The 22,060-nt window shown below is 69.7% G+C and carries 22 protein-coding genes and 4 pseudogenes; 18 read left to right on the top strand and 8 right to left on the bottom strand.

What is annotated here, in order from left to right; translation table 11 throughout:
* Positions 1-181 precede the first annotated feature (181 nt).
* A pseudogene (locus ACGFZ2_RS19485) lies at positions 182-587 on the top strand (WxL protein peptidoglycan domain-containing protein); the annotation flags it as partial.
* 78 nt (positions 588-665) lie between these two features.
* Here ACGFZ2_RS19485 and ACGFZ2_RS19480 read toward each other — a convergent pair.
* Both ACGFZ2_RS19480 and ACGFZ2_RS19475 read right to left on the bottom strand, forming a co-directional pair.
* Positions 666-1,082: a hypothetical protein gene (locus ACGFZ2_RS19480; protein WP_393455313.1), complete on the bottom strand. Its 417-nt coding sequence runs from the start codon at positions 1,080-1,082 to the stop codon at positions 666-668.
* A 13-nt stretch (positions 1,083-1,095) separates the two neighbouring features.
* Positions 1,096-2,364, bottom strand: coding sequence for an MFS transporter (locus ACGFZ2_RS19475; protein ID WP_393455310.1), 1,269 nt, complete (start codon positions 2,362-2,364; stop codon positions 1,096-1,098).
* Between the two features lie 73 nt (positions 2,365-2,437).
* On the opposite strand from ACGFZ2_RS19475, the gene ACGFZ2_RS19470 reads away from it, so the two are divergent.
* Positions 2,438-3,325 (top strand): LysR family transcriptional regulator, encoded by an 888-nt coding sequence (locus tag ACGFZ2_RS19470; protein WP_393271109.1) that lies wholly within the window; start codon positions 2,438-2,440, stop codon positions 3,323-3,325.
* Between the two features lie 26 nt (positions 3,326-3,351).
* Here the strand turns inward: ACGFZ2_RS19470 and ACGFZ2_RS19465 are convergent, their stop codons facing one another.
* The gene (locus tag ACGFZ2_RS19465; protein WP_393455307.1) at positions 3,352-3,999 is read right to left on the bottom strand and encodes a hypothetical protein; all 648 of its coding nucleotides are present in this window, start codon (positions 3,997-3,999) and stop codon (positions 3,352-3,354) included.
* Positions 4,000-4,392: 393 nt separating this feature from the next.
* Between ACGFZ2_RS19465 and ACGFZ2_RS19460 the strand changes: the two are divergent.
* From ACGFZ2_RS19460 to ACGFZ2_RS19450, 3 genes and pseudogenes are all read left to right on the top strand, one after another.
* Positions 4,393-4,626, top strand: a pseudogene (locus ACGFZ2_RS19460) (PQQ-dependent sugar dehydrogenase); the annotation flags it as partial.
* Positions 4,627-4,681: 55 nt separating this feature from the next.
* A pseudogene (locus tag ACGFZ2_RS19455) lies at positions 4,682-5,329 on the top strand (PQQ-dependent sugar dehydrogenase); the annotation flags it as partial.
* Positions 5,330-5,874: 545 nt separating this feature from the next.
* Entirely contained in the window at positions 5,875-6,081 is a 207-nt protein-coding gene (locus ACGFZ2_RS19450) for a hypothetical protein (RefSeq protein WP_393271113.1), read from the top strand.
* A gap of 22 nt (positions 6,082-6,103) precedes the next feature.
* Here the strand turns inward: ACGFZ2_RS19450 and ACGFZ2_RS19445 are convergent, their stop codons facing one another.
* The 3 genes from ACGFZ2_RS19445 to ACGFZ2_RS19435 form a co-directional block, all read right to left on the bottom strand.
* On the bottom strand, positions 6,104-6,388 hold the full coding sequence (locus ACGFZ2_RS19445; protein WP_393455304.1) for a winged helix-turn-helix domain-containing protein: 285 nt from the start codon (positions 6,386-6,388) through the stop codon (positions 6,104-6,106).
* A 136-nt stretch (positions 6,389-6,524) separates the two neighbouring features.
* On the bottom strand, positions 6,525-6,686 hold the full coding sequence (locus ACGFZ2_RS19440; RefSeq protein ID WP_393455301.1) for an NAD-dependent epimerase/dehydratase family protein: 162 nt from the start codon (positions 6,684-6,686) through the stop codon (positions 6,525-6,527).
* Positions 6,683-6,979: a hypothetical protein gene (locus ACGFZ2_RS19435; RefSeq protein WP_393455298.1), complete on the bottom strand. Its 297-nt coding sequence runs from the start codon at positions 6,977-6,979 to the stop codon at positions 6,683-6,685. The genes ACGFZ2_RS19440 and ACGFZ2_RS19435 overlap by 4 nt, the downstream gene beginning before the upstream one ends.
* A gap of 227 nt (positions 6,980-7,206) precedes the next feature.
* On the opposite strand from ACGFZ2_RS19435, the gene ACGFZ2_RS19430 reads away from it, so the two are divergent.
* Positions 7,207-7,545 (top strand): sigma factor, encoded by a 339-nt coding sequence (locus ACGFZ2_RS19430; RefSeq protein WP_393455295.1) that lies wholly within the window; start codon positions 7,207-7,209, stop codon positions 7,543-7,545.
* A complete protein-coding gene (locus ACGFZ2_RS19425; protein ID WP_393455292.1) occupies positions 7,503-8,306 on the top strand; it encodes a metallophosphoesterase in 804 nt (267 codons plus the stop codon). The genes ACGFZ2_RS19430 and ACGFZ2_RS19425 overlap by 43 nt, the downstream gene beginning before the upstream one ends.
* A 78-nt stretch (positions 8,307-8,384) precedes the next feature.
* Here the strand turns inward: ACGFZ2_RS19425 and ACGFZ2_RS19420 are convergent, their stop codons facing one another.
* A complete protein-coding gene (locus ACGFZ2_RS19420) occupies positions 8,385-9,602 on the bottom strand; it encodes a mandelate racemase/muconate lactonizing enzyme family protein (protein WP_393455289.1) in 1,218 nt (405 codons plus the stop codon).
* Between the two features lie 160 nt (positions 9,603-9,762).
* Here ACGFZ2_RS19420 and ACGFZ2_RS19415 point away from each other — a divergent pair, with 160 nt between their 5' ends.
* From ACGFZ2_RS19415 to ACGFZ2_RS19385, 7 genes and pseudogenes are all read left to right on the top strand, one after another.
* Complete coding sequence (locus tag ACGFZ2_RS19415; protein ID WP_393455286.1) at positions 9,763-10,875, top strand: substrate-binding domain-containing protein; 1,113 nt, start codon at positions 9,763-9,765, stop codon at positions 10,873-10,875.
* Between the two features lie 87 nt (positions 10,876-10,962).
* On the top strand, positions 10,963-12,282 hold the full coding sequence (locus ACGFZ2_RS19410) for an ABC transporter substrate-binding protein (protein ID WP_393455283.1): 1,320 nt from the start codon (positions 10,963-10,965) through the stop codon (positions 12,280-12,282).
* Positions 12,283-12,317: 35 nt separating this feature from the next.
* A complete protein-coding gene (locus ACGFZ2_RS19405) occupies positions 12,318-13,286 on the top strand; it encodes a sugar ABC transporter permease (RefSeq protein WP_350705220.1) in 969 nt (322 codons plus the stop codon).
* Positions 13,279-14,139 (top strand): carbohydrate ABC transporter permease, encoded by an 861-nt coding sequence (locus tag ACGFZ2_RS19400; protein ID WP_393455280.1) that lies wholly within the window; start codon positions 13,279-13,281, stop codon positions 14,137-14,139. Before ACGFZ2_RS19405 ends, ACGFZ2_RS19400 begins: the two co-directional genes overlap by 8 nt.
* Before the next feature lie 112 nt (positions 14,140-14,251).
* Positions 14,252-15,280, top strand: coding sequence for a Gfo/Idh/MocA family protein (locus ACGFZ2_RS19395; protein ID WP_393268801.1), 1,029 nt, complete (start codon positions 14,252-14,254; stop codon positions 15,278-15,280).
* Complete coding sequence (locus tag ACGFZ2_RS19390; RefSeq protein ID WP_393455277.1) at positions 15,277-16,131, top strand: sugar phosphate isomerase/epimerase family protein; 855 nt, start codon at positions 15,277-15,279, stop codon at positions 16,129-16,131. Before ACGFZ2_RS19395 ends, ACGFZ2_RS19390 begins: the two co-directional genes overlap by 4 nt.
* Positions 16,131-16,664, top strand: a pseudogene (locus ACGFZ2_RS19385) (family 20 glycosylhydrolase); the annotation flags it as partial. The gene ACGFZ2_RS19390 and the pseudogene ACGFZ2_RS19385, both read left to right, overlap by 1 nt.
* A gap of 147 nt (positions 16,665-16,811) precedes the next feature.
* Here ACGFZ2_RS19385 and ACGFZ2_RS19380 read toward each other — a convergent pair.
* On the bottom strand, positions 16,812-16,982 hold the full coding sequence (locus tag ACGFZ2_RS19380; protein WP_393268795.1) for a type II toxin-antitoxin system Phd/YefM family antitoxin: 171 nt from the start codon (positions 16,980-16,982) through the stop codon (positions 16,812-16,814).
* 34 nt (positions 16,983-17,016) lie between these two features.
* On the opposite strand from ACGFZ2_RS19380, the gene ACGFZ2_RS19375 reads away from it, so the two are divergent.
* The 4 genes from ACGFZ2_RS19375 (at position 17,017) to ACGFZ2_RS19360 (ending at position 22,060) form a co-directional block, all read left to right on the top strand.
* Complete coding sequence (locus tag ACGFZ2_RS19375; protein WP_393455274.1) at positions 17,017-18,252, top strand: RNA-guided endonuclease InsQ/TnpB family protein; 1,236 nt, start codon at positions 17,017-17,019, stop codon at positions 18,250-18,252.
* Positions 18,253-18,278: 26 nt separating this feature from the next.
* Positions 18,279-19,001 (top strand): dihydrodipicolinate synthase family protein, encoded by a 723-nt coding sequence (locus tag ACGFZ2_RS19370; protein WP_393455629.1) that lies wholly within the window; start codon positions 18,279-18,281, stop codon positions 18,999-19,001.
* 148 nt (positions 19,002-19,149) lie between these two features.
* Entirely contained in the window at positions 19,150-19,278 is a 129-nt protein-coding gene (locus tag ACGFZ2_RS19365) for a hypothetical protein (RefSeq protein WP_393268789.1), read from the top strand.
* A gap of 22 nt (positions 19,279-19,300) precedes the next feature.
* Complete coding sequence (locus tag ACGFZ2_RS19360) at positions 19,301-22,060, top strand: DNRLRE domain-containing protein (RefSeq protein WP_393455271.1); 2,760 nt, start codon at positions 19,301-19,303, stop codon at positions 22,058-22,060.

Here is a 22,060-nt window from a genome sequence, read left to right as displayed (position 1 = left end):
GCCTGCCCACCGAGACGCCGCGGGAACCTACACCGCAACCCTCACCCTCACCGCGATCTGATCGCCCGAACCCGTCCGGTGGCCGTAAGCCGGCCGCCGGACGGTCGCGGGGCGGTCGGGCCGTTGCCGCGACCCGCCCGCCCCGCCTCTCGTACCTTCACGAACGGAAACCGTCTCCCCCATGCGCCTGCTCGCCGCCATCGCCACCGGCATCGCTCTGCTCGGCGCTGCTCCGGCACCGCCCGCTCCGACGCCTGGCGCACCGTCGGCTCCGTCGGCCGTGACCTGGGGTGTGGCACCGTCGACCGCGAAGGGCCCGGCCGGCCGGCGTTCACCTACAAGCTCGACCCCGGCGCCACCCTGACCGACTACGTCGCGGTCACCAACCACTCGACGCCCGCTCACCCTGAACCTCTACGCCAGTGACGCGTTCACCACCACACAGGGTGGCTTCGACCTCCTGGCTGGTGGCCAGCAACCCACCGATGTCGGCGCCTGGGTCCGCCTGGCTCAACGCAGCGTGGCTATCCCGTCGACGTCCCGCCTGAACGTCCCGTTCACCCCTGACCGTGCCGGCCAACGCCACGGCCACCGAGTTACGAGACGTCCCTTACGACCTCGTGCACGGTTGTCTGGAGTCGCCGTCTCCTCGGGGATTGGCCGCTTCATCGGTGGTGGGCTGTGGCTGGTAGGGCCTTCGGTCGCTTGGTGGTGTGTTCGGTGCGGTCGGTGTGTTGGTGGTCGGACAGCAGTCCTGCGATGGCGCGGATGGAGGCGTCGAAGTGTTCGCGTCGGCCGTGGTAGCGGGCCAGGATCCGCCAGTTCTTGAGGTGGCCGATGACGTGCTCGACTCGGATGCGCTGTGAGGAGTGCCGTTTTCGAGCCGCGTCGTGGGCGGCGATGACGCTCGTTGGCAGCGACTTCTGGGCTTTCCGTGGTTTGGGTTTTGGGGTGATCACCGCGCATAGGATGCCGTCGACGACCTGCCGGTGGTCGCGCCACTGCCCGCCCTTGCCGGAGGAAGGCAGGAGGGGGCCGATCAGGTCCCACTGTTCGTCGGTGAGGTCGTCACGCCCAGTCATGTCGTGCTCTTCCTCAGGAACTGGTGCGTGCGCCTTTTGCCACGGTCCCGCGCTGTACCCGCCAACGCTCCTGCCCCGCGATGGCCTTGTCGCGGGCCTGCCAGGCCCACAGTGCCCCGCCTGCTGCGGCCAGCACCTGGGCGAGGCCGGTAGCGACCAGGACAGGGCCGGTCCCGGCCCACCCGATGAGCGCGCCGCCGACGAGCAGGCCCAGGGAGGACCCGCCCGAGTGCAGGACGGTCTGCACGGTGAACGCCGCCCTGCGTTCCGCCCCGGTGGTCTGCTCGCTGATCAGAGCGTTCAGGGCCGCCATCCCCCACGGCATGGCCACCCCACCCACCGCTGCCAGTGCGGCGATGACGGCCAGGCTCGGCGCCGCCGTGGGGAGTAGGACGAACGTGGCCCCGAGCACGACCCAGGAGACCACCATCAGCGGCACCCGTGGCAAGCGGTCGATGACCAGCGGGACCAGGAGCGAGGTGATCACGGAGGCGGTCCCGTACCCGCTCATCCCGGCAGCGATCAACGCGCCGGGCTGGCCGTGCTCGACGCCGAGAACGGCCAGGCCCAGGCTGAACCCGAACCAGCAGACCCCGCCGACCCCGGCCATGAGGACCCCTGCGGCGACCTGAGGGTAAGACCGCACCACGTCCAGCGCAGAAACACCCTCGGGCGTCTCGCCCTCCGGGGTCGGCTCGTGCCGGTGGGCTGCGGGTACTGCGAGCATCACCACGGCCGCCAGAGCGACGACGAGGGCCTCGCACCACAGCAGAGGCTGCGCGCCCCACGCGACGACGAGCCAGGCCCCGGCGGGCGGGGCGAGGATCATTGAGACCCGGTGGGCCAGGTCCTGCCAGGCCAACCACCGAGCCGAACCTGTCTGGCCGCCCTGGGCCACGTGCACGTCGGCAAGGTCGGCAACCAAGGCCCGCTGTGCCGGCCCCAGCAGCGCGCCCGCTGCTCCGGTCACCAACCCGGAGGCGCACAACGCGAACACGCCGACCTGCCCAGCCAGTGCCGCCACCGGCACGACGGCCAGACCGGCAGCGTTCACGGCCATCACCGCTGCCAGGGCCCGTCCGGAGATCAGCCGGTCGCGCAGTCCTCGGCCCCACCACCCCACCGTCAGCAGGGGCAGGCCGGCCATCCCACCGACCAGCCCGGTGGCCCAGACCTCGCCAGTCTCGGCCAGTGCGACCAGGGGCAGGGCAACCGCGGTCATGCGGGTCCCGATCCAGGTCACGAACGTGATCACGGTCAGCAGCAGCAGAGATCTTCTCACGTCCTCGATCCTGCGTGGGCAACGTCACCGCAGGTAGAGAACACTCGGCGAAGCCTGCTCATACACTGTGGGCATGACCTCCCGCCTGAGCATCGAGGACCTGACGCTGGCTGAGGCCGTCGCCCGCCACGGCTCGGTCGGTGCGGCCGCGAAGGAGTTGCTGACCACCCAGCCGTCGGCGTCCCGTCGGTTGGCGGCCCTGGAACGCCGACTCGGGACCCGGTTGTTCGACCGTGACACGACAGGGGCTCGGCCTACCCCGGTCGGGAGGGAACTGGCCCGTCAGGCTGCCCGCCTGCTGGCCGAGATCGATGCGCTGCCCGACCAGGTCCTGGCGGCCACCACCGACGCGCCCTCTCTGGCCGTCGGCACGATCCAGGCCCTTGCTCCGATCGTGTTCACCGCCCTGGACGTCGAGCTGCCCGGCGTGACGGTCCATCCCGAGGTCGACCACGGGCCGGTGCTGGTTCAGCAGATCCATGACGGCCTGCTGGACGCCGCGATCATCTCGATCGCCGAGCAGACCAGCCTGCCCCGCGGGCTGCAGCGCACGCTCCTTGGGGTCTCGCCCCTGGTCCTGGTCCTGCCCGAAGGAGCAGCACCCCCGCGGGAAGGAAAGCGGCCGCTGGCAGGTCAAACGGTGCTCTATTCCACGATCAACCTGGCCGGTGAGATTGTCCGAGCCAAGCTCTCCGCCCTCGGAGCCGCTCCACAGCTCGGCCCCACCATCGAGGCCACCCTCCGTATCGCCTGCCACCGCCAGACTCCGGCTCTCGTGCCGCTCCTGGCAGCCCGCTGGTGGGCCAATCCCGGCGATCAGCTATTGCCCTCCCCAGTACCGGGCCAGGTCACGATCTCTCTGATCACCCGGCCACCCCAGCCCGCTGTCCTAACCCAAGCTCTGCCGGGCATCACCGAGGGGATTCTCGGAGCCAGCCCTGATTCACAGGACACGCCCTAGTCGCGGTGCAGGCTACCCGTCAGCCCTCACGCTGGCACGCCCGACACGACGTCCGCGACGTTGCCCTGGTAGCAGGTGGTGGTGGAAATGCTGGGGGCGTTCACCGTCGGGCCGTAGACGATGTACCGCTGGCCCGTCTGCACGTTGCGGCACTGGATCTGGACCCGGTAGCGGCCGGTGTCGCACTGGGCGGTACCCCGGCCGTAGTAGTGGTTGCTCCCCTCGTGGACCCACTCCGCCCACGAGACGCAACCGGTGACACCGACTGTGGGCAGCGGGTCCTCGACGGGGTACACGCCCTCGGCGACGTTGCCGCTGTAGCACTGGGTAGTGGCCGTGCCGGGAGCGTTCACCGCGTAGCCGCCGTAGACGACGTATCCCACGCCTGTCTGCAGGTTGCGGCACTGGAGCTTGACCTTGTAGCGGCCGGTGGCGCACTGCACGTTGCCGCGGCCGTAGTAGTAGCTGTTGCTGCCCTCCTGGACCCACTCCACCCACGTCGTGCAACCGGTGGGGGCGACCTGGACGCCCAGGTCGGAGTGCGCCACCGTGCGGGCCTGGGCCGGGGCGGCCTGGATGGGAGCGGCCTGGACGGGGGAGGCCTGGGCGGGAGTGGCCACGGCGGAAAGGCCGAGAACAGCCGCCGCGACCAGCGGAAGTGAATGCCTGAACAAGTCTGTCTCCTGACGGGGGGCGGGGAATTCGCCGAACGGCAGGGATCATATTAAGAAGCGCTTTGAAGGACGTCTATAGAGCGGCGGAAAAACGCGCTTTTGTCGGCCCACCCCGAACACCGACTGCACACCTTGACGACGGCACTGCGCCGGCTGTCAGCGAGTGCGTCGATACGAATGCCTCCAGGAGACTCCACACGCACATAATCACGATCACGCTGGCCGCGTTGCTGGTGCTTGCCGGCCGTCGTCGCCGACGGGTCGCCTTACCCGAGAACACCGGACCTGCACCGTCCGCCGCGCTCCCCGACGGGACTGACGACGACGCGTACACCGGTCCCGGCCTGATCGGCCGGACGACCGACGACTGGGAAGTCACCGTCGTCAGCGACGATCTCGTACCCGTGGGAAGTCAGGATCTCCGATCAAACCATCATCGTGACCGAACTCGACGGCACCATCGCCATGATCGGGCCCAACGGCACCCTCACCCGCCACCGCGTGCAGACTTCCGACCTGGTCGTACGCAACGGCGGCAGTGGACCGATGGGCCTCGCCCTCGCCGACGACTTCGCCGACACCGGGACCGCCTACGTCTACTACACCTACGATCCGGGCACCGGCCTGACCAACCGCACCGCCGAACTCGCCTTCGACGGCAACGCCTGGGACCGAGCGACGTGTACTTCTCGACCGCATCCCGGGCCACGAGCTCTACAACGGCGGCCGCCTGGCCGTCGGAGTCGATGGCCACCTCTACGCCACGACGGAATGGCGGCACGACAATGCCGCACCGCAAGATCTCGACAGCCTCGCCGGGAAGACCTTGCGTTTGACCACCGACGGCCGGGTCCCGGCCGACAACCCCTTCGACGATTCGTACGTGTACTCCTACGGGCACCTCAACCCGCAAGGCCTCGCCTGGGACGCGGCCGGCCAGCACTGGTCGTCCGAACACGGCGAATCCGGCCACGACGAGATCAACCGGATCGTCGCCGGCGGCAACTACGGCTGGCCGCTGGTGCAGGGCGACGAACAGCGCGACGGCATGCACGCACCTCATGTCCAATCCGGCAGCAACACCTGGGCGTCCTCCGGCATCGCCTTCGCCGGCGACGACCTGTTCATCGCCGCGCTCAGCGAGCAGATCCTCTACGTTCTGAACAACGCCACCGGCACGCTCGAACCCACCTTCAGCTCCGGAGAACGCGCACGAGCGGTCCTGCCGTACCAAGACGGCGTCTATGTCACCTCGACCAGCACGTCGCCGCGGCCAGACAGCCAGTCCGACGACGCCGACAGGCTGCTCTGGATCCGGCCACGCGGATGAACATCTGGTCGTCGACAGCGCCATGCCCGCCGTCGAACAACGGGGCCCAAGCGTCCTACCGGCCTGATCAAGCACCGGGGTTCCTTACATGACCGGCCGGGCTTCCCGTGATACGCGCAAGCGGAGGATCGGGCACATCGGGGCCTTGCCCTGACCGGCCGATCTGACTCGCCCAGGCGGCGGTGGGGGAGTGGCGGCGACACCAGCCACATCATCTGCATGCCCGGCATTACCCGCGGCCAGATCGACGCGTTCGTCGCCGACGTGGCCGCCGTCGCACCACCGAAGTCGATCCCGCAGCCCCGGCTCTCGCCCGAATCGCCCACCAGCATCACTGGGGCACTGACAGTTTCATCTGCCGGCACCGTCCACCGATCCACGGAGCCTGGACCTGCCGCGAGGTGAACGAGATGCCCGACCGCGAGCTGATGCCCGACAGCGCGTCAGCAAGCCGTCCGCTTGACTGGAGCTGCGCATACTGAGAGCAGCGATAGGTGCACGGGCTGTCAATCGGGCTTATGGTCGCTCACCAGGCGGAGGTCGACATGCGTTGGCTCATGGTTCTGATCATCGTGTTGGCGGTCGTTGCAGCGGTCTGGCTGTGGCGTCGTTCCCAGCAGAAGGCATCACTCGACGATGGCCAGATTCGTAACCTGCAGGCGTCGACTGAAGCCCGCAGACGACTTGACGAACACCGGAACCCGAGTGACGGCAGCGCAGGCAGCGGCGCGGGCGGGGTCGGTGGTATCTGAGGCATGTAAGGCATGTCCTCGATCAGCAACCCAGGCGGCGGCGATGAGGACCAGGCCGACCCAGTAGGGTCGGACACCGGACCACTGGCGTGCGTCCGCGGGGCGCCCAGGTGTGGGCCTTGGGCGGCCGAAGCGTGTGACCTGCCTCGTCCTGGAAGCAGATCCACGCTCCACGCTCGGCCGCCGCTGTTTTTGCCTGCGGCCACACCTCCCGCCGCCTCGTCGCGATCGCCGCCTCGTCGCGTTCGACCGGTCGATGCTTCGGGATCTGCGGGCTGGACCCGATGCGGTGCAACAACAACGACACCCCGCAGGGGGTACCGCTGCCGGAACAGCCGGGCGATCAGCTCCCGCCACCCGGCCCAGGGTCCAGCGCTGGTCCTCGACCCAGCCGTGCGCGGCCGGCCCCTCCTCCAACGCGGTGGCAAGCTGACCCAGTTGCTCTAAGGAACGTCTCGTAGCTTGGTGAACGCGTTGCCCGTGGCCGGGTCGGTGCTCACTCGGGACATCGACACGACCTGGTGTCCTCTCTCAACCAGGACGTCGACGACGCGGCGGCCCAGCCGTCCGGTTGCTCCCGCCACCGCGAACTTGGTGATGCTCATGCTGTGTGCCTTTCTTGCTCGCTGTAGTCCTGGCCGGGGGGCATGCCGGGGATCGGCTCGGCGATGAGGGCGGCGGGGGTGAGGAAGCCGATGTGGGCGATCGCGATGATGAGCGACCCCATCGCCGTGCCGAGGATCTGCCCGGCGCGCAGCTGCAGCAGGCTGATGGTCGTCGGGTGGATCGAACCGTTCTTGAGACCTTGTGCAGGCCTGCGCCGACTTCCGCCATCTCGGGGCCGAACGGGAGAGGGTTGGGCATGCGCGACCGGAGGTTGGTCGTCGTGGGTGGACATGCTGGGACTTCCTTGCTCGTGGTGTTGCGTCGTTACGTGCAAGAGATTCCGGCGGCCCGCTTTTTGTGACAGCGGGACCTATGTGACGTAGCCCACCGATCGTCGGTGTCACAAAGCGGCGGGGACCGGGATCGCAGGGGAATCGGCACGGTCGCGAACGAAACAGGCAGGAACCAGCGATGAGCGAACGAAGTGAGCAACCGACGGCCACAGCTCGTGGCAGTCGCATGGACGCGGCCACCGAGGCGTTCGTCGCTCACCATAACCTGCTGTTCACTCCCGCCTACGAGATGCTCGGCTCCGCCGTCGCCGAAGACGTCCTGCAGGAGACCTGGCTGCTGTGGGTGGGCGTCGACCTCGGCACGGTGCTGGACCAGCGCGCGTTCCTGATCCGGATCGCCACCAGGCAGGCGCTGAAACGGCTGCGGACGCCGGGCCGGCGCAAGGAGTCCCATGCAGCCTGCCCCGTCTGCCGCCAGCAAATCTCAGCGCTGTGGTGGCGGGGTGCGGCTACGGTGTCGGCGTGCGCATCACCGGCCGTGGCGTCGAACCGGTCACCGAGGTGACCTACCAGCGGGCGCGGTCCGGCGGCGGCACCGAGGCGGCCCGGCTAACGGTCGGACGCCTGGGCGTCGAGGCGTTACCCTCCGGCTGCGACGCGGTGCTGGTCACCGGGGATCTGCAGGGCGTGGCGCCGTCGCCGTGGGGCGGCCCGCCCGTGCTGCTGGGCGTCGCGCTGGCTGACTATCTGCCGGTGTGGGCCGAGCAGGGGCTCATCCCACCGTCGGAGCGCCTCGCCGTGGTCCTCGTCGGGGACCTGTACTCCACCACCCACGCCGACCGGCGCGGCGCCTCCGGCGAGGTCGCCGACGTGTGGTGGGCGCTGGTCGCGGTCGGCTGCCGGCTGGTCGTCGGGGTGGCCGGCAACCACGACGTCATCGCCAGCGACCAGCTGGCCGAACTCGGCCCAGCCGCGGCGTTGCTGGACGGAGGCTGGATCGACCACGGCGGGGTGCGCTTCGCCGGCGTCGGGAGCATCATCGGCGACCCGCGCCGGTCTGGCCGCCGCAGCGAACCCACCCAGCTGGCCCGCATCGGCGCCGCGCTCACCGCCGATCCCGCCGTGCTCGTCCTGCACGAAGGCCCCCAGGGTGAGGGCAACGACCAGCCCGGCCATCCCGCCATCGGCGCCCATCTGCGCACCCAGGCGCCGGCCCTGACCGTGTGCGGGCACGTGCACTGGGAAACGCCCCTGGCCCGCCTCGGCGCCGGGCACGTGCTCAACGTCGACGGCCGGGCCATCGTGTTGACGTGTGAACCTGACTGACGACCGATCGCAGGTGACACGGCTACCACCGACCGTTTGCCTATTCACAAAGATCCGCACATCGGACCCGGCCTGGGCCTACTCGGCATCACGAGTTCTGTGGGATCTGGCCGGCGGATCGGCGCGGAGCACGTCGACGGCCAGGGCTCGTACTGCGGCTTCGTCCACGTCGACGCCCAGGCCGGGGCCGGTGGGTACTGCGGCCTCCCCGTCGCGTACCTCGACCGTGTGCCCGCCGACGTAGGCGGACTCGATGAACTGTCGGCCGTTGAGGTCGACGGGCGTGTCGATGCCGAACGCCGAGAACAGGTGCAGCGAGGCGGCGAAGCCGAGGTCGGAGTCGGTGAGGCCGGAGCCCATCAGGCGTACCCCGCTGTCCTCGGCGAGGGCGCACATCCGCCGGGACAGGGTGAGGCCGCCGCTGCGCTGCACCTTGGCGATCGCGACATCGACCGCGTCCAGGCGTACGAAGGTGGCGAGGTCGCTGGGGTGGCGCAGGCTCTCGTCGAGCGCGACCGGCACGGGGGAGTGGTCCCGCAGCCGTTGTAGCCCGGTGATCTGGTTGGCCGGCAGCGGCTGCTCGAACGCGGCGACGTCGAGTTCGGCGAGCCGGCGGGCCACCTGTAGTGCCTGGTCGACCTGGTACGCCTGGTTGGCGTCCACCCAGATCGCCGCCTTCGGCGCCGCTCGGCGTACCGCCTCGACGAACGCGAGGTCCTGGTCGATCTCGGCCAGCCCGATCTTGACTTTGAAGGCCGTGTACCCGAGGGCGTGGCCCTCCGTGACGCTGTCGGCGACCGCCTCGGGGGTCTTGGCGGAGATGATCCAGCCGAGTGGGATCCGTCCGACGCGACGTTGCCCCCAGAGCACTCCGAGCGGGACGCCGACCGCCCGTCCGACGAGGTCGTGTAGCGCGATGTCGATCGCGGACTTCGCGATCGGCGCACCGATCGTGAAGCCGCGGTTGATGACCCGGTCGAAGGTTGCCGTGACCGCGTCGAGGTTCCACGCCGGTGCGCCGAGGATCGCGGGCGCGAGGTAGCGATCGATGGTGGTGACGATGCTCTCGGTGGTTTCGTAGGTCCAGGACGGCGTCGGGGTGGCTTCGCCCCAGCCGACGACTCCGTCCGCGGTCACCTTCACCAGCACCCGCCGGCTGGGCTGCCCGACGGTCGCGACGGTCCCTCCGGCGATCTCGAACGAACGGATCGTCGGGAGTTCGACCACAAAGGTCTCCACCCGCTCCACGACGAGACCGTTCAGTGCCCCGGTGTGCTCGGGCCCAAGAGCCGGCATGCCGAATCCCACCTTCCGTGGCATCTATTTGGGAATGAATTCATTCCCACTAGTCGATGGCAATCCGGAGCATACCTGCCCGGCGAGCCGCGTCAAGCAGGGAAAATTCTTGCCGGGAGGGATTGACGGAGGTTTGTCTGCTGCTCAAGAATCCTCAGCCATGACCGACATTGATGGTTTGGATTCATTCCCTCAGGGGACGAAATTCCGAGCCCTGGCGGCCTACCTTCGGCAACAGATCGCCGAAGGTCGGTGGTCGGTCGACGCACGCCTGCCCACCGAGCAGGAGTTCGCCCACACCCACGAGGTGGGGATCAACACGGTCCGCCGCGCGATCAACCTGCTGGTGGACGAGGGGCTGGTACGTCGTCGCCAGGGCTCCGGCACCTACGTGGTGGCGATACCAGCGCAGGTCGGGCGTAGCGCCCGCTTCGTCGGGGTGCTCGTACCGTCCACCTCGTACTTCTACCCACGGGTGATCGAGGGCATCGAGCGGGTGATGACCAGCGCCGGCGTCCGGATCATCCTTTCCAGCTCCGAGTACGACCCGGATCTGGAGGCGCAGCAGATCAACCAACTGCTCGCCGCAGACGTCGACGGCCTGCTGCTCGTGCCCAACCTGCACCTGATCGAGAAGCCCCAGCAGTACGTCGACCAACTGCACCGGCTACCGGTCCCGTACGTGCTCGTGGAACGGAGGCCGCCGGCTCCCGCGCCGGACGACGCGACGCCGTACGTCTGCACCAACCATCTCGGCGGGGGCTACGCCGCGGTACGGCACTTCGTCGAGCTGGGGCACAAGCGGATCGGCCACCTCGGCCGGATCCGGACCGCGACCGCCGACATGGTGGCGGAGGGCTTCGACCGCGCGGTCGCAGACTTCGGCCTGCCTCATCTCCCGGCGGCCGCGGTCCGACGTGAGGAATGGACGTCCGACCAGCTCGCGGCGTACGCACAGATCTGCCGGGACAACGAGATCACCGCGGTGTTCTGCCTCGGCGACCGGGACGCCGCGGGACTGCTGCCCCACGCGCGCCGGCTCGGGCTGACCGTGCCGGACCGGCTGGCGGTGATCGCCTACGACGACGAGGTGGCCGACCTCGGCGAGGTGCCGCTCACCGCCATCTCCCCGCCGAAGACCGAGGTGGGCAAGCTCGCCGCCGAGGTCCTGCTGCGACGCATCGAGCAGGGAGCCTCGGCCCCCGTGCACCAGACCCAACTGCAACCACGCCTGGCGATCCGGGCCTCGTGCGGCGCCGCCCGCGACCGGTAGTCCGTGACCGGCCGAGGGCCAGGCGCACCGTCGAGGCGGTGACCCGAGACCGCTGCCCGCCGGGCGACCAACACAAGGAGATCCACGATGAGGATGCAACGCTTCTCGCCAGGCCGGCGTCTCGTCGCCCTGGCAGGCGTCGCGGCGCTCGCCGCGACGATGATCGGCTGCGGCGCGAGCGACGAGGAGAGCGGCGGCCGGGTGACCATCAGGCTGGGCTACTACGCGGAAGCGGGCGGCCCGGCTGACAAGACGATGCGCTCGCTCGCCGACGAGTTCATGAAGGCGAACTCCGGCATCAAGCTGGAGCTGGAGTCGGCGCCGTACACGGACTTCTTCAAGCGGCTGCGCACCCAACTCGCCGGCGGCAAGGGTCCTGACGTGTGGCTCTCCGACGGGGTGCTGGTGCAGGAGTACGCCGGCCGCAACAGCCTGCGTGACCTCAGCGACTTCGTGAAGACCGTCAACACCGACGACTACTACGGCGTGGACCTCAACCGCGACTCCGACGGCCACATCTACGGCTTCCCGCAGGGCGCGCAGACCCCGGTGCTCTTCTACAACAAGAAGATGTTCGCCGACGCGGGCGTCGCCGAGCCGACCGGAGACTGGACGTACGACGACCTCACCGCGGCCGCGAAGAAGCTGACCCGGGACACCAACGGTGACGGCAAGCCCGACGTGTGGGGGATGCGCGTCTACTCGCCCGGCTTCACCGAGAGTTGGTGGCCGATGGTCAAGGCGTTCGGTGGGGACGTCGTCGCCGACGGGGGGCGGAAGGTCGTCGTCGACAGCCCGCAGAGCCGTGCGGCGCTGGACTGGATGCTGAACGCGATGTACACCGAGAAGGCCGGCCCCGACGTGGTCACGACCAAGGCGCTGGGCAGCCCGCACACGATGTTCGCCAGCAACCGGGTGGCGATGCAGTTCGGCATCTACGCCCGCACCATCCCGGCGAACGCGGCGAAGATCGACCTCGGCGTGGCACCGATGCCGAAGGGCCCGGCGGGCCGCGGCCACGTGGCGATCGCGAACTCCTGGGTGATCAACAAGGCCGCGAACCAGCGGAAGGCCGAGGCCGCCTGGAAATGGATTACCTACTTTGCCTCGGAGAAACCACAGACCACCTGGGCCGGGATCGGCGAGGCGATCCCGATCAACAAGAAGGTGGCCGCGTCCGACGTGTTCCTGAAGCCGGGTACCCCGCCGGCCGACCGGCAGGCATTCCTCGACGCCCTCGCCGACGCCGACGACCTCGGCCTCAACCCGGTGTGGACCGAGTACACCACGGCCGTGGCGAACCAGGTCGACCGGGCGCTCGCCAAGGAGCGGCCCGTCGGTGACGCGCTGACCGAGGCGCAACGGGATGCGCAGCAGATCATCGACCGTTTCTACGCGAAGAAGTGAGTCAGCCCCGCCAGACGGAGGGAGGAGGTGGCGCTGTGACGACCATCGAGGACCGGGTGGAACAGGGGCGTCGCCCCTCCCCCCGGGACGGAAGGAGAACCGGGGATGAACGGCCGGGCTTCGGTCAGCGGGCGTGGGCGACCGTGTTCGCCTTCCCGTACCTGGCACACCTGGTGGTGCTGACCGCGTGGCCCGTACTCGCCCTGCTCTACTTCAGCCTTACCGACTACGACACGCTCTCCCCACCGAGGTGGGTCGGGCTGGACAACTTCCGCCGCCTGCTCGGTGACGAGGCGTTCTGGCGGAGCCTGCTCAACACCGCCTACTTCGCGGTGCTGTTCGTACCCACCCAGACGATCCTCGCGCTGCTGCTCGCGGTCGCGCTGAACCAACGCCTGCGATGGATCTCGCTACTGCGCAGTGCGTACTTCGTGCCGGTCATCTCGTCGTGGGTCGTCGTGGCGTACGTCGCCGACGCGGTCTTCAACCCGCAGTTCGGGATGGCCAACACCGTACTGGGGTGGCTCGGCCTGCCCCAGGCGACCTGGCTGCAGAGTCCGGTGCTCGTCATCCCGACGCTCGCCCTGGTCGCGGTCTGGAAGGGCGTCGGCTACATGATGGTGCTCTTCCTCGCCGGGCTGCAGAACATCCCGGAGGAGCTGTACGAGGCCGCCAAGATCGACGGCGCGTCGGCCTGGCAACGGTTCCGCCGCGTCACCCTCCCCGGGATATCGGGGACGACGTTCCTCGTCCTGGTCCTTTCGACGATCACCACCCTGCAGGCCTTCGAGCAGGTCTACGTGATGACCGGACCGATGCGGGGCCAACCGGCCGGCCAGCCGAACGGGGCGAGCGAGATGACGGTGCTCTTCATGTACCAGCAGGGCTTCGAGTTCTTCAACATGGGCTACGCGTCGGCAGTCGCGTGGGTGCTGTTCGCGCTGATCTTCCTCCTGACGCTGGTCCAGCTCCGCCTGCAGAAGAAGTGGGTGCACTATGCCTGAGACCGGTCGGCGCGGCCGGGTCCGGCGCCGCCAGGACCGACGTGGACACCCGGCCGCGTACCTGTTCGTCGGCCTCGGTGCGGCGATCATGGTCGTTCCGTTCGTCGCCTCCGTGGCCAACTCGCTGAAGAGCTTCGCGCAGTACGTCGCGGTGCCGCCGGTCTGGCTCCCGCACCCGCCCGAGTGGTCCAACTACACGCAGGTGTGGGAACGCGCCCCCTTCGGCCTGTACGCCTGGAACAGCTTCCTCATCGCGAGCCTTTCCGTGGTCGGCAACGTGGTCACCAGCGCGATGGTGGGCCACGCGCTGGCCCGGATGAAACTGCCGGGCAAGGACGTGCTGCTCGCCGCGGCGCTCGGCACCCTGATGCTGCCCACCGTCGTGACGATCATCCCCAACTTCATCCTGTACAAGCACCTCGGTTGGCTCGACACCATGCTGCCGCTGGTGGTGCCGTACTGGCTGGCGACGCCGTTCGGGATCTTCCTGATGCGCCAGACGTTCCTCGCGATCCCCCGCGACTTCGAGGAGGCGGCGGCGCTCGACGGAGCCAACCCGTGGCAGGTGTTCTGGCGGGTCCACATGCCGCTCGCCAAGCCGGCACTCGCGACACTCGGCGTATTCACCTTCATGGCGTCCTGGGGCGCCGTGCTCGAGCCCACGATCTACCTCACCTCGCCGGAGAACTACACCCTGCCCATCGGGGTGATGAGCCTGCAGGGCCAGTTCATGGGCAACGACCAGCTCGTCACCGCCGCCGCGCTGATGTCGCTCCTGCCCATGCTGCTGTTGTTCCTGCTCGCCCAGCGCTACTTCGTTCGCGGCGCGATGGCCAGCGGTCTCAAGGGCTGATCAGCGCTCGCCTGCCGCCCCGTCACCACGAGCGTGGGGACGGTCCGCCCCCGAGCGCCCCTGGCCACCCTCGCCCTACCGACACACCTGTCCTGATCGAAAGGAACGTGCAGTGACCGAAACATGGGGGAATCGACCATTCCGCGTCGGCGTGATCGGGGCGGGCAGCGTCGCCGCCCTGCACCTCGACGCGGCCGCCGGCCTGCCCGAGGTCGAGGTCGCCGCGGTCTGCGACGTACGGCTGCCGGCCGCCGAGCAGCTCGCGGCCCGGTTCGGCGCCCGCGCGTATGCCGACCACGCCGTGATGTTCGCCGCCGGCGGGCTGGACGGAGTGCTGATCACCGCGCCGCACACGCTGCACGCACCGATCACCGTGGACGCCGCCGCAGCCGGACTGCACGTCCTGGTGGAGAAGCCGATGGCCACCAGCGTCGAGGACACCCAGCGGATGATCGACGCCTGCGCGACCCACGGGGTACGCCTTGCCGTGGGCCACGTGCTGCACTTCCTGCCGACGGTCCGCGAGGCGTGGCGGACCCTGCGGTCGGGAAGCCTCGGCCGGCCCGTAGTGATCACCGAGCGGCGTACCGCGCGGTACGAGCGGGGTTCCCGGCCGGACTGGTTCTTCGACCCGACGCTCGCCGGCGGCGGCATCGTGATGAACGTCGGCACACACAGTATCGACAAGGCTCACTGGCTCGGCGACGCGCCCGCCGTCAGCGTGCACGGGTACGTCTGGCACCAGCCGGGCGTCGAGGTCGAAACCGAGTCGGTCGGCCTGCTGGAACTGGCGAACGGGGTACGGGTCATGCTCTCGGTCACCGGGACCGGCCTGCCGTTCCAGGACGAGACCGAGGTGGTGTGCGAGCACGGCGCGCTGCGGTTGTCCCGGCGCGACGGGCTGTGGACGTACCAGGGGGACGACGCGGTGCAGGTGGTCACGCCCGAGCAGGACGACATCGTGGCGGCGTTCCGGGAGCAGTTGGCGGACTTCGTCGCGAGCTGCCGCGACGGGCGGGTGCCGGCGGTCGACGCGGCGTACGGGCAGTCGGTCGTGGCCACCGCGCTCGCGCTGTACGAGTCGGCCGAGCGTGCCGACACCGTGCGGATCCCCGGTCCGACCGTGGAGGTGGCGGCGTGAGCGAGCGGAGCGAGCGAACCATTCGGCTCAGCGGCGTGAGCGGCGTCGACACGGTACCGGCGTGGGCAGCGGGCCGACTCGCGTTCAGCACCCTCGGCTGCTCGGCCGAGCCGGTCGAATCGGTGCTGGAGCTGGCCCGGCGTACCGGCTGCCACGGCGTGGAGCTTCGCTGCGCCGAGGGTGAGCCGGTCGCGCCCGACACCCCGGCCGGCACGCTGCGAGAGACCGGGAAGCGGTTCGCGGACGCGGGTGTCGAGCCGATCTGCGTCGCCTCGTACGTGCGTGTCGCGGCACCGGACGGTGACCCGGTCACCGACCTGCTGCACCACGTCGAGATCGCCGAGCACCTGGGCGCCCGCTACGTGCGGGTCTTCGGCGGCCGGGACGGCCAGGCCGACCCGCATCCGGTGGCGGTGCAGCGGCTCGGCGAGGTGGCCCGGAGGATCGAGGGCGGGCCGGTGACGGTCCTGCTGGAGACCCACGACGTGTTCTGCTCGGCACGCGCCGTCGCGGCGGTGCTCGCCGAGGTCGACTCGCCCGTGGTGGCCGCCCTGTGGGACGCGGTTAACCCGTGGCGGGTGGGGGAGAGCGCCCGCGAGGCGGCCGACGCGCTGGCGCCGTGGCTGCGACACGTACAGCTCAAGGACGTCCGGGCGACCGACGACCTGGCTCCGGTGCTGCCGGGGCATGGCGCGGTCCCGCTGGGCCAGATCCTCAGCGAGCTGGACCGCCTCGACTACCGGGCCTGGCTGTCCCTGGAGTGGGAACGGGCCTGGTTCCCCGAGGCGCCGCCGCTGGCCGACGCGCTCGGCGCGTTCCGGGCGGTACTCGCTGCGCACCGGGCGGCGTGATGACCTCGTTGATCCCGTATCCCGCGGCGGTTCGCCGGCACTCCGGTGCGCTGCGTGTCGCCGGGCCGGTGCCGGTCGTGGCCGTGCCCGAGGCCGACTGGCTCGCGGAGGTGCCCGGGTTCACCCGCGCCGTGCTGTCCGACGCCCCGGTGCGCCTGACCCTCGACGATCGCCTGGCACCGGAGGGCTACCGGCTCACCGTCGACGAGCGCGGTGTGGAGATCACCGGAGGCGCGCCTGCCGGGGTGTTCTACGGCGCCCAGACGCTGCGCCAGCTGCTGCCGGACGGCGCGTCCGGCCGGACCGTCAGCCTTCCGCACCTCGAGGTGGCCGACGCCCCCCGGTTCGGCTGGCGCGGCGTGATGCTCGACGTGGCGCGGCACTTCATGCCCAAGGAGTTCGTGCTGCGCTTCATCGACCTGCTCGCGCTGCACAAGCTCAACGTGCTGCACCTGCACCTCACCGACGACCAGGGCTGGCGGCTGGAGATCCCGCGCTACCCGCGGTTGACCGAGATCGGGGCGTGGCGCGCCGAGACCCTGGTCGGACACGCCCGCCAGACCCCCCGCCGGTACGACGGGCTGCGGCATGGCGGCTACCGGAATGCGGGCCAGTGCTCCGCCCTTCAGGGCGGGGGTGAAGGCCCGCGCTGGGAGGGCCGCCAAGGCCCGAGCGGTGCCTTAACCTGCAGCTTGCTCGCTCTGCTCAGCCACGGGAACCGGCACGATGGCGGCGATCCGACGGCCGTTACGGGTCACGTAGATCGTCCGGTTGCGGACGGCGGTGTCGTTCAGGATCTCGGCCAGGTTTTTCCGCAGGTCGGCCACGCTGATGTCGTTCGTGTCGGTCATGGCGCTGATCGTACTCCGTTGTACGCTGTTGTACGTGCAGCTCCGTTACAACTACCGGCTCTACCCGGACGCCGCCCAGCGCGAAGCGCTGGCACGGTCGTTTGGGTGCGCCCGGGTGGTGTTCAACGACGGGCTGCGCCTGCGCCAGCAGGTCCGCGAGGCGGGCGGGAAGTACGTCTCCGACGCCGACCTGTCAAAGCTGGTCATCACCCAGGCCAAGGACACCCCGCAACGGGCGTGGCTGGGCGAGGTGTCCGCCGTGGTGTTGCAGCAGGCCCTGGCGGATCTGAACACCGCGTACCGCAACTTCTTCGCCTCGATCACGGGCAAGCGCAAGGGGCGCACGGTCGCGCCACCACGGTTCCGGTCACGCAAGGACAACCGGCAGGCGATCCGTTTCACCAAGAACTCCCGGTTCAAGGTCCTCGACAACGGCCGCCTGCGCCTGCCAAAGATCGGCGACGTGCATGTGCGCTGGTCGCGGGACCTGCCGTCCGAGCCGTCGTCCGTGACGGTGATCAAGGATGCGGCGGGCCGATACGTCGCCTCGTTCGTCGTGCAGACCAACACGGAGGAGACACTGCCGCCGGTCGACTCCGAGGTGGGTATCGACCTGGGCCTGACGCACTTCGCGGTGCTGTCGGACGGCACGAAGGTCGCCGCGCCGAAGTTCCTGCGTCGCGCCGCGCGCAAACTCAAGCGATTGCAGCAGGACCTCTCCCGCAAGCAGCGCGGGAGTCAGAACCGCAAGAAGGCCGTCGTCAAGGTCGCCCGCGCGCATGCGCGGGTGGCCGACACCCGGCGGGACTGGCAGCACAAGCTCTCGACACGGATCATCCGCGACAACCAAGCGGTGTACGTCGAGGACCTGTGCGTGACCGGTCTCGGCCGCACCAGGCTCGCCAAGTCGGTCCACGACGCCAGGTGGGCCAGCTTCACCGCCATGCTGGAGTACAAGGCCGCCCGGTACGGGCGCGTGTTCGCCAAGGTCGACCGGTTCGCGCCCACGTCGCAGACATGCTCTGCGTGCAGCCGGATCGACGGACCGAAACCGCTGTCCGTCCGGTCGTGGACCCGCCCGTGCGGCGCGGCCCACGACCGGGACATCAACGCGGCCATCAACGTGCTCGCGGCGGGACGCGCCGAGAGCCTAAACGCCTGTGGAGCGCAGGTAAGACCAGCACGGGTGCTGGCACCGCGCCGGGAAGCAGGAATCCGCCCGGACGCCGCGTGTTCCACGCGAAGCGTGGAGGGAATCCCCGTCCTTTAGGGCGGGGAGATCGTCAACACCTCGCCATGGTGATCCTGCGCGGGTTGGCGGAGCTGACGGACGACGAGCTCATCGCGCACATCGAGGCGGTCGGCGAGGTGCTCCCGGTGTTCGGCTTCTACCTTCAGCCCGCGGTCGGCGGTCGGACGCTCGGGTTCGACTTCTGGGCCCGGCTCGCCGAACTGCCCTGCCTGGCGGCGATCAAGATCGCGCCGTTCGACCGGTACCGCACCCTCGACGTGGTCCGGGCGGTCTGCGAGTCCGCACGGGCGGCGGAGATCGCGCTCTACACCGGCAACGACGACAACATCATCGTCGACCTGCTCACCACGTACCGCTTCCCGGTGAGTGGCGGCCAGGTCAGCAAGCGGATCGTGGGTGGGCTGCTCGGCCAGTACGCCGTGTGGACCCGCCGCGCCGTGGAACTGTTCGAGCGGGCCCGCGAGGCGGCACGGACCGGACAGCTCGACGAGGAGCTGCTCACGACGGCCGCGAGGTTGACCGACGCCAACGCGGCCGTCTTCGACGTCGCCAACGGCTTCGCCGGCTGTGTCGCCGGAATCCACGAGGTGCTGCGGCGCCAGGGCCTGCTGGACAAAGTACGGCTGCTCGACGAGCGGGAGCGGCTCTCGCCCGGGCAGGCGGCGGAGCTCGACCGGGTGATCCGGGCGTACCCCGATCTGCAGGACGACGCGTTCGTCGCCGCGCACCTGGACCGCTGGCTCGACACATGGCAGGAGGAGCCGTGAACGTCCCCCACGCCGTCCGCGTGCTCACCGTCGACAGTTGGTCGGAGCCCACGATCACGTGGAACAACCGGCCCACCGCGGGAGCGACCCCGCTAGGCACCCTGCCGGTGACGACACCGGGTGGTAGGCGATCGACGTCACCGGTGCCGTGAACAGCAATCTCAACGACGGCCAGATCACCTTCCGACTCGCCGACGACTCGGTCGCCGACCGGCTGGTGGTCATCGATTCCCGCGAGTACGCCGCGGGCACCGAGCCGTACCTCCTCATCTCCTGAACCCCCCGAGAGGAGCACCCCCGTGTCCCTGATCCGAAGCAAGTCCTGGCGCTCGCGGCTGACGCTGTCTGCCGCCGTGCTGGCCGCTCTGCTGCTGCCGCCCGGGCAGCCCGCCTCCGCCGCCGCGCCCTCGGTCACCATCGATTCGCACACCAGCGGTGCCGCGGTGCCGGCCGGGACCGTCCGCCTGTCGGGCAGCTACACCGACGCGTACGAACTGACCGTCGTGCTCGACGGCCGCAGCACTCCCCGCGTACACACCGTGGACCCGGACGGCGACGACACCGGCACCTGGTACTACGACCTGGACACGACCGGCGTGGACGGTGAGATCGAGGTCGCGGTGCGCGCCAAGCGGACCGACAACCGTTACGGTGTCTGGTCCCCGTTCGTCACCCTGCGGGTGGACAACCCGGCCGCCAACGTCCCGGTCGTGACGGTGACCAGTCCCGATGACGGCGGTACGGTGCGGCAGCCGACACCGGTCCGCGTCTCGGTCGCCGCGCACAACACCGTGCGTGAGGTGTCGGTACGCGTCAACGGCGGAGCCTGGCTGCGGGCGCTCGGGGAGAAGGGCACCTACACCCATCTGTGGGATCCCCGCGAACTCGGTGACGCCATGGTGAGCATCGAGGCCAGGGCGGTCGACGCGTACGGCAACACCGGGTACAGCCCGACCGTCTACGTCGCGGTCGGCGCGGGCGCTGCCGAGCCGGTACGGGTCGGCCCGCAGGACCGGGCGATGTGGATCTGGGAGCGGGCGTCGTACGGCCTGGTCCTGAACCCCGGATCCCGCCGGCTGCTCGCGACGACGGCGCGCGACGCCGACACCTTCGGCTCGCGGCCGATCACCACGCTCTATGTCGGCGTGGACCGGTACGGCGACCTGGACATGCTCTACGACAAGCGCGCCGAGGTGCGGGACTTCGTGAGCTGGGCCCACGCGCAGGGCTTCACGGTGTACGCCACGATCGCCGGCGGGACCCAACCGCCGTTCCTCGGCGGGCTGGAGCGCTACCACCCCCGCGCGGTCCGGGAGATGGAGAAGATCCTCAACTACAACCTCGCCTCGCGGCCGGCGGAGCGGTTCGACGGGGTCAACGTGGACATCGAGCCCTACATCTATCCCGGGTTCGCGGCCGAGAAGCCGGCGCTGCAACTGCAGTGGCTCGAGATTCTGGAGAAGCTGATCCAGCGCAGGAACGCGGCGGGTTCGCCACTGGCGTTCGGCCCGGCGATCCCGCGCTGGCTGGACGTCAACCCGTGCTGCACCGGCATCACCTGGAAGGGCGCCACCAAACCGCTCAGCGAACACATCCAGGACCTGAGCGACTACATCTCGATCATGGACTACCGGGACACCGCGGAGGGGTCGGTCGGCATCATCGCCCAGGCCCAGTCCGAGATCGCGTACGCCGAGGCGATCGGCAAGCCGAACTCGGTGGTGATCGGGGTGGAAACGCTGGACATCGCCTGGAGCGGCGACCCGGAGACCATCACCTTCCGCGAGGAGGGGCGCGCCGTCGCCGAGCGTGAACTGCGGAAGGTGTACGACGCTTTCGCCGGCAGTCCGGCATTCGGCGGCGTCGCGATGCACCACTACGACTCCATCCGCTGGCTCCCGTCGGTGTGGGGGCCCAACGCCGTGTACGCGCCGCTGCCGGCCGACACCGGCCCGCCCGGCGTGGTGAGCTCGCCGCCGACGGCGAACGCCTTCGACCACCAGAGCATCGATCTCGTCTACGGCCGGGCCTTCGACGACACCGAGGTGGAGCACTACAACATCTACCGGTCCACCGATCCGGGCTTCACGCCCGACCCGAAGAACCTCGCCGGGCAGTCGCGCGGCCTGACCTTCACCGACTCCGGCCTGCTGCCGGACACCACCCACCACTACCGGGTCGCCGCCGTGGACGTACACGGCAACGTCGGGCCGGCCTCGCCGGCTGTCTCCGCCACCACCGCCGGCACCCACCTGCGGCCACTGATCGTCTCCGAGCTGACGGTGAGCGCCGCAGGCGGTCCGGCGACCGTGCGGCTCCGGGTGACCGATCTGGTCACCGGGGAGCCGGTGGCGGCGGCCGTGCACGGCCGGTTCACCAAGATGGCGGGCCGGTACCTGACGATGAACGCGAACTCGGACGGCCAGGCGTCGGGCGTCTCGGAAACGATCGGCTTCCGGGCCGGTGAGGTGGGCTTCCAACCACTGCGGATCACCGCACCCGGCTACTACTGGGCATCCGCCCACGACCGGGCCCGGAACGTGGAGACCAGGTGGCAGACCACGACGCCGGTGGTCGCCGACGCCTTCGTACGCGCCGGTGCGTACGCGGACACCGCCTACGGCTCAGCGAGCGAGTTGGAGATCGCCGACCTCCCCGACACGCAGAGTCCGGACGGCGACCGGATGGCCTACCTGAAGGCCGGACTCGGCGGCTACCCGGGCACTGCGACTGTCTCCGCCCGGCTGTACTTCCATGTCGGTTCGGTGTCGCCGGGCGTTGGCGCCGTACCGGTGACGGTGCGGGCGCTGGCCGACGACTCATGGTCGGAGAGCGGCGTGAGCTGGAACAGCCGCCCGTCCAGCGCGGGCGGAAGCGTGCTCGGGACCGTCCGGGTGGATCGCCCCGGCTGGTACTCGGTCGACGTCACCGGCGCGGTCAACGCCAACCTGGCCGACGGAGCCCTGACGCTTCGACTCTCCGACGACACGACCGCTGGGCGACTGGTCGCCATCGACAGTCGGGAGAGCGACCGGCAGCCGTACCTGATCATCTACTGA

Origin of the sequence: Micromonospora sp. NPDC048063 (assembly GCF_043202855.1) — a bacterium.
Lineage (GTDB): Bacteria > Actinomycetota > Actinomycetes > Mycobacteriales > Micromonosporaceae > Micromonospora.
Note: the sequence above shows the minus strand (reverse complement) of the source record. Positions and strands in the feature narration are given on the sequence as shown.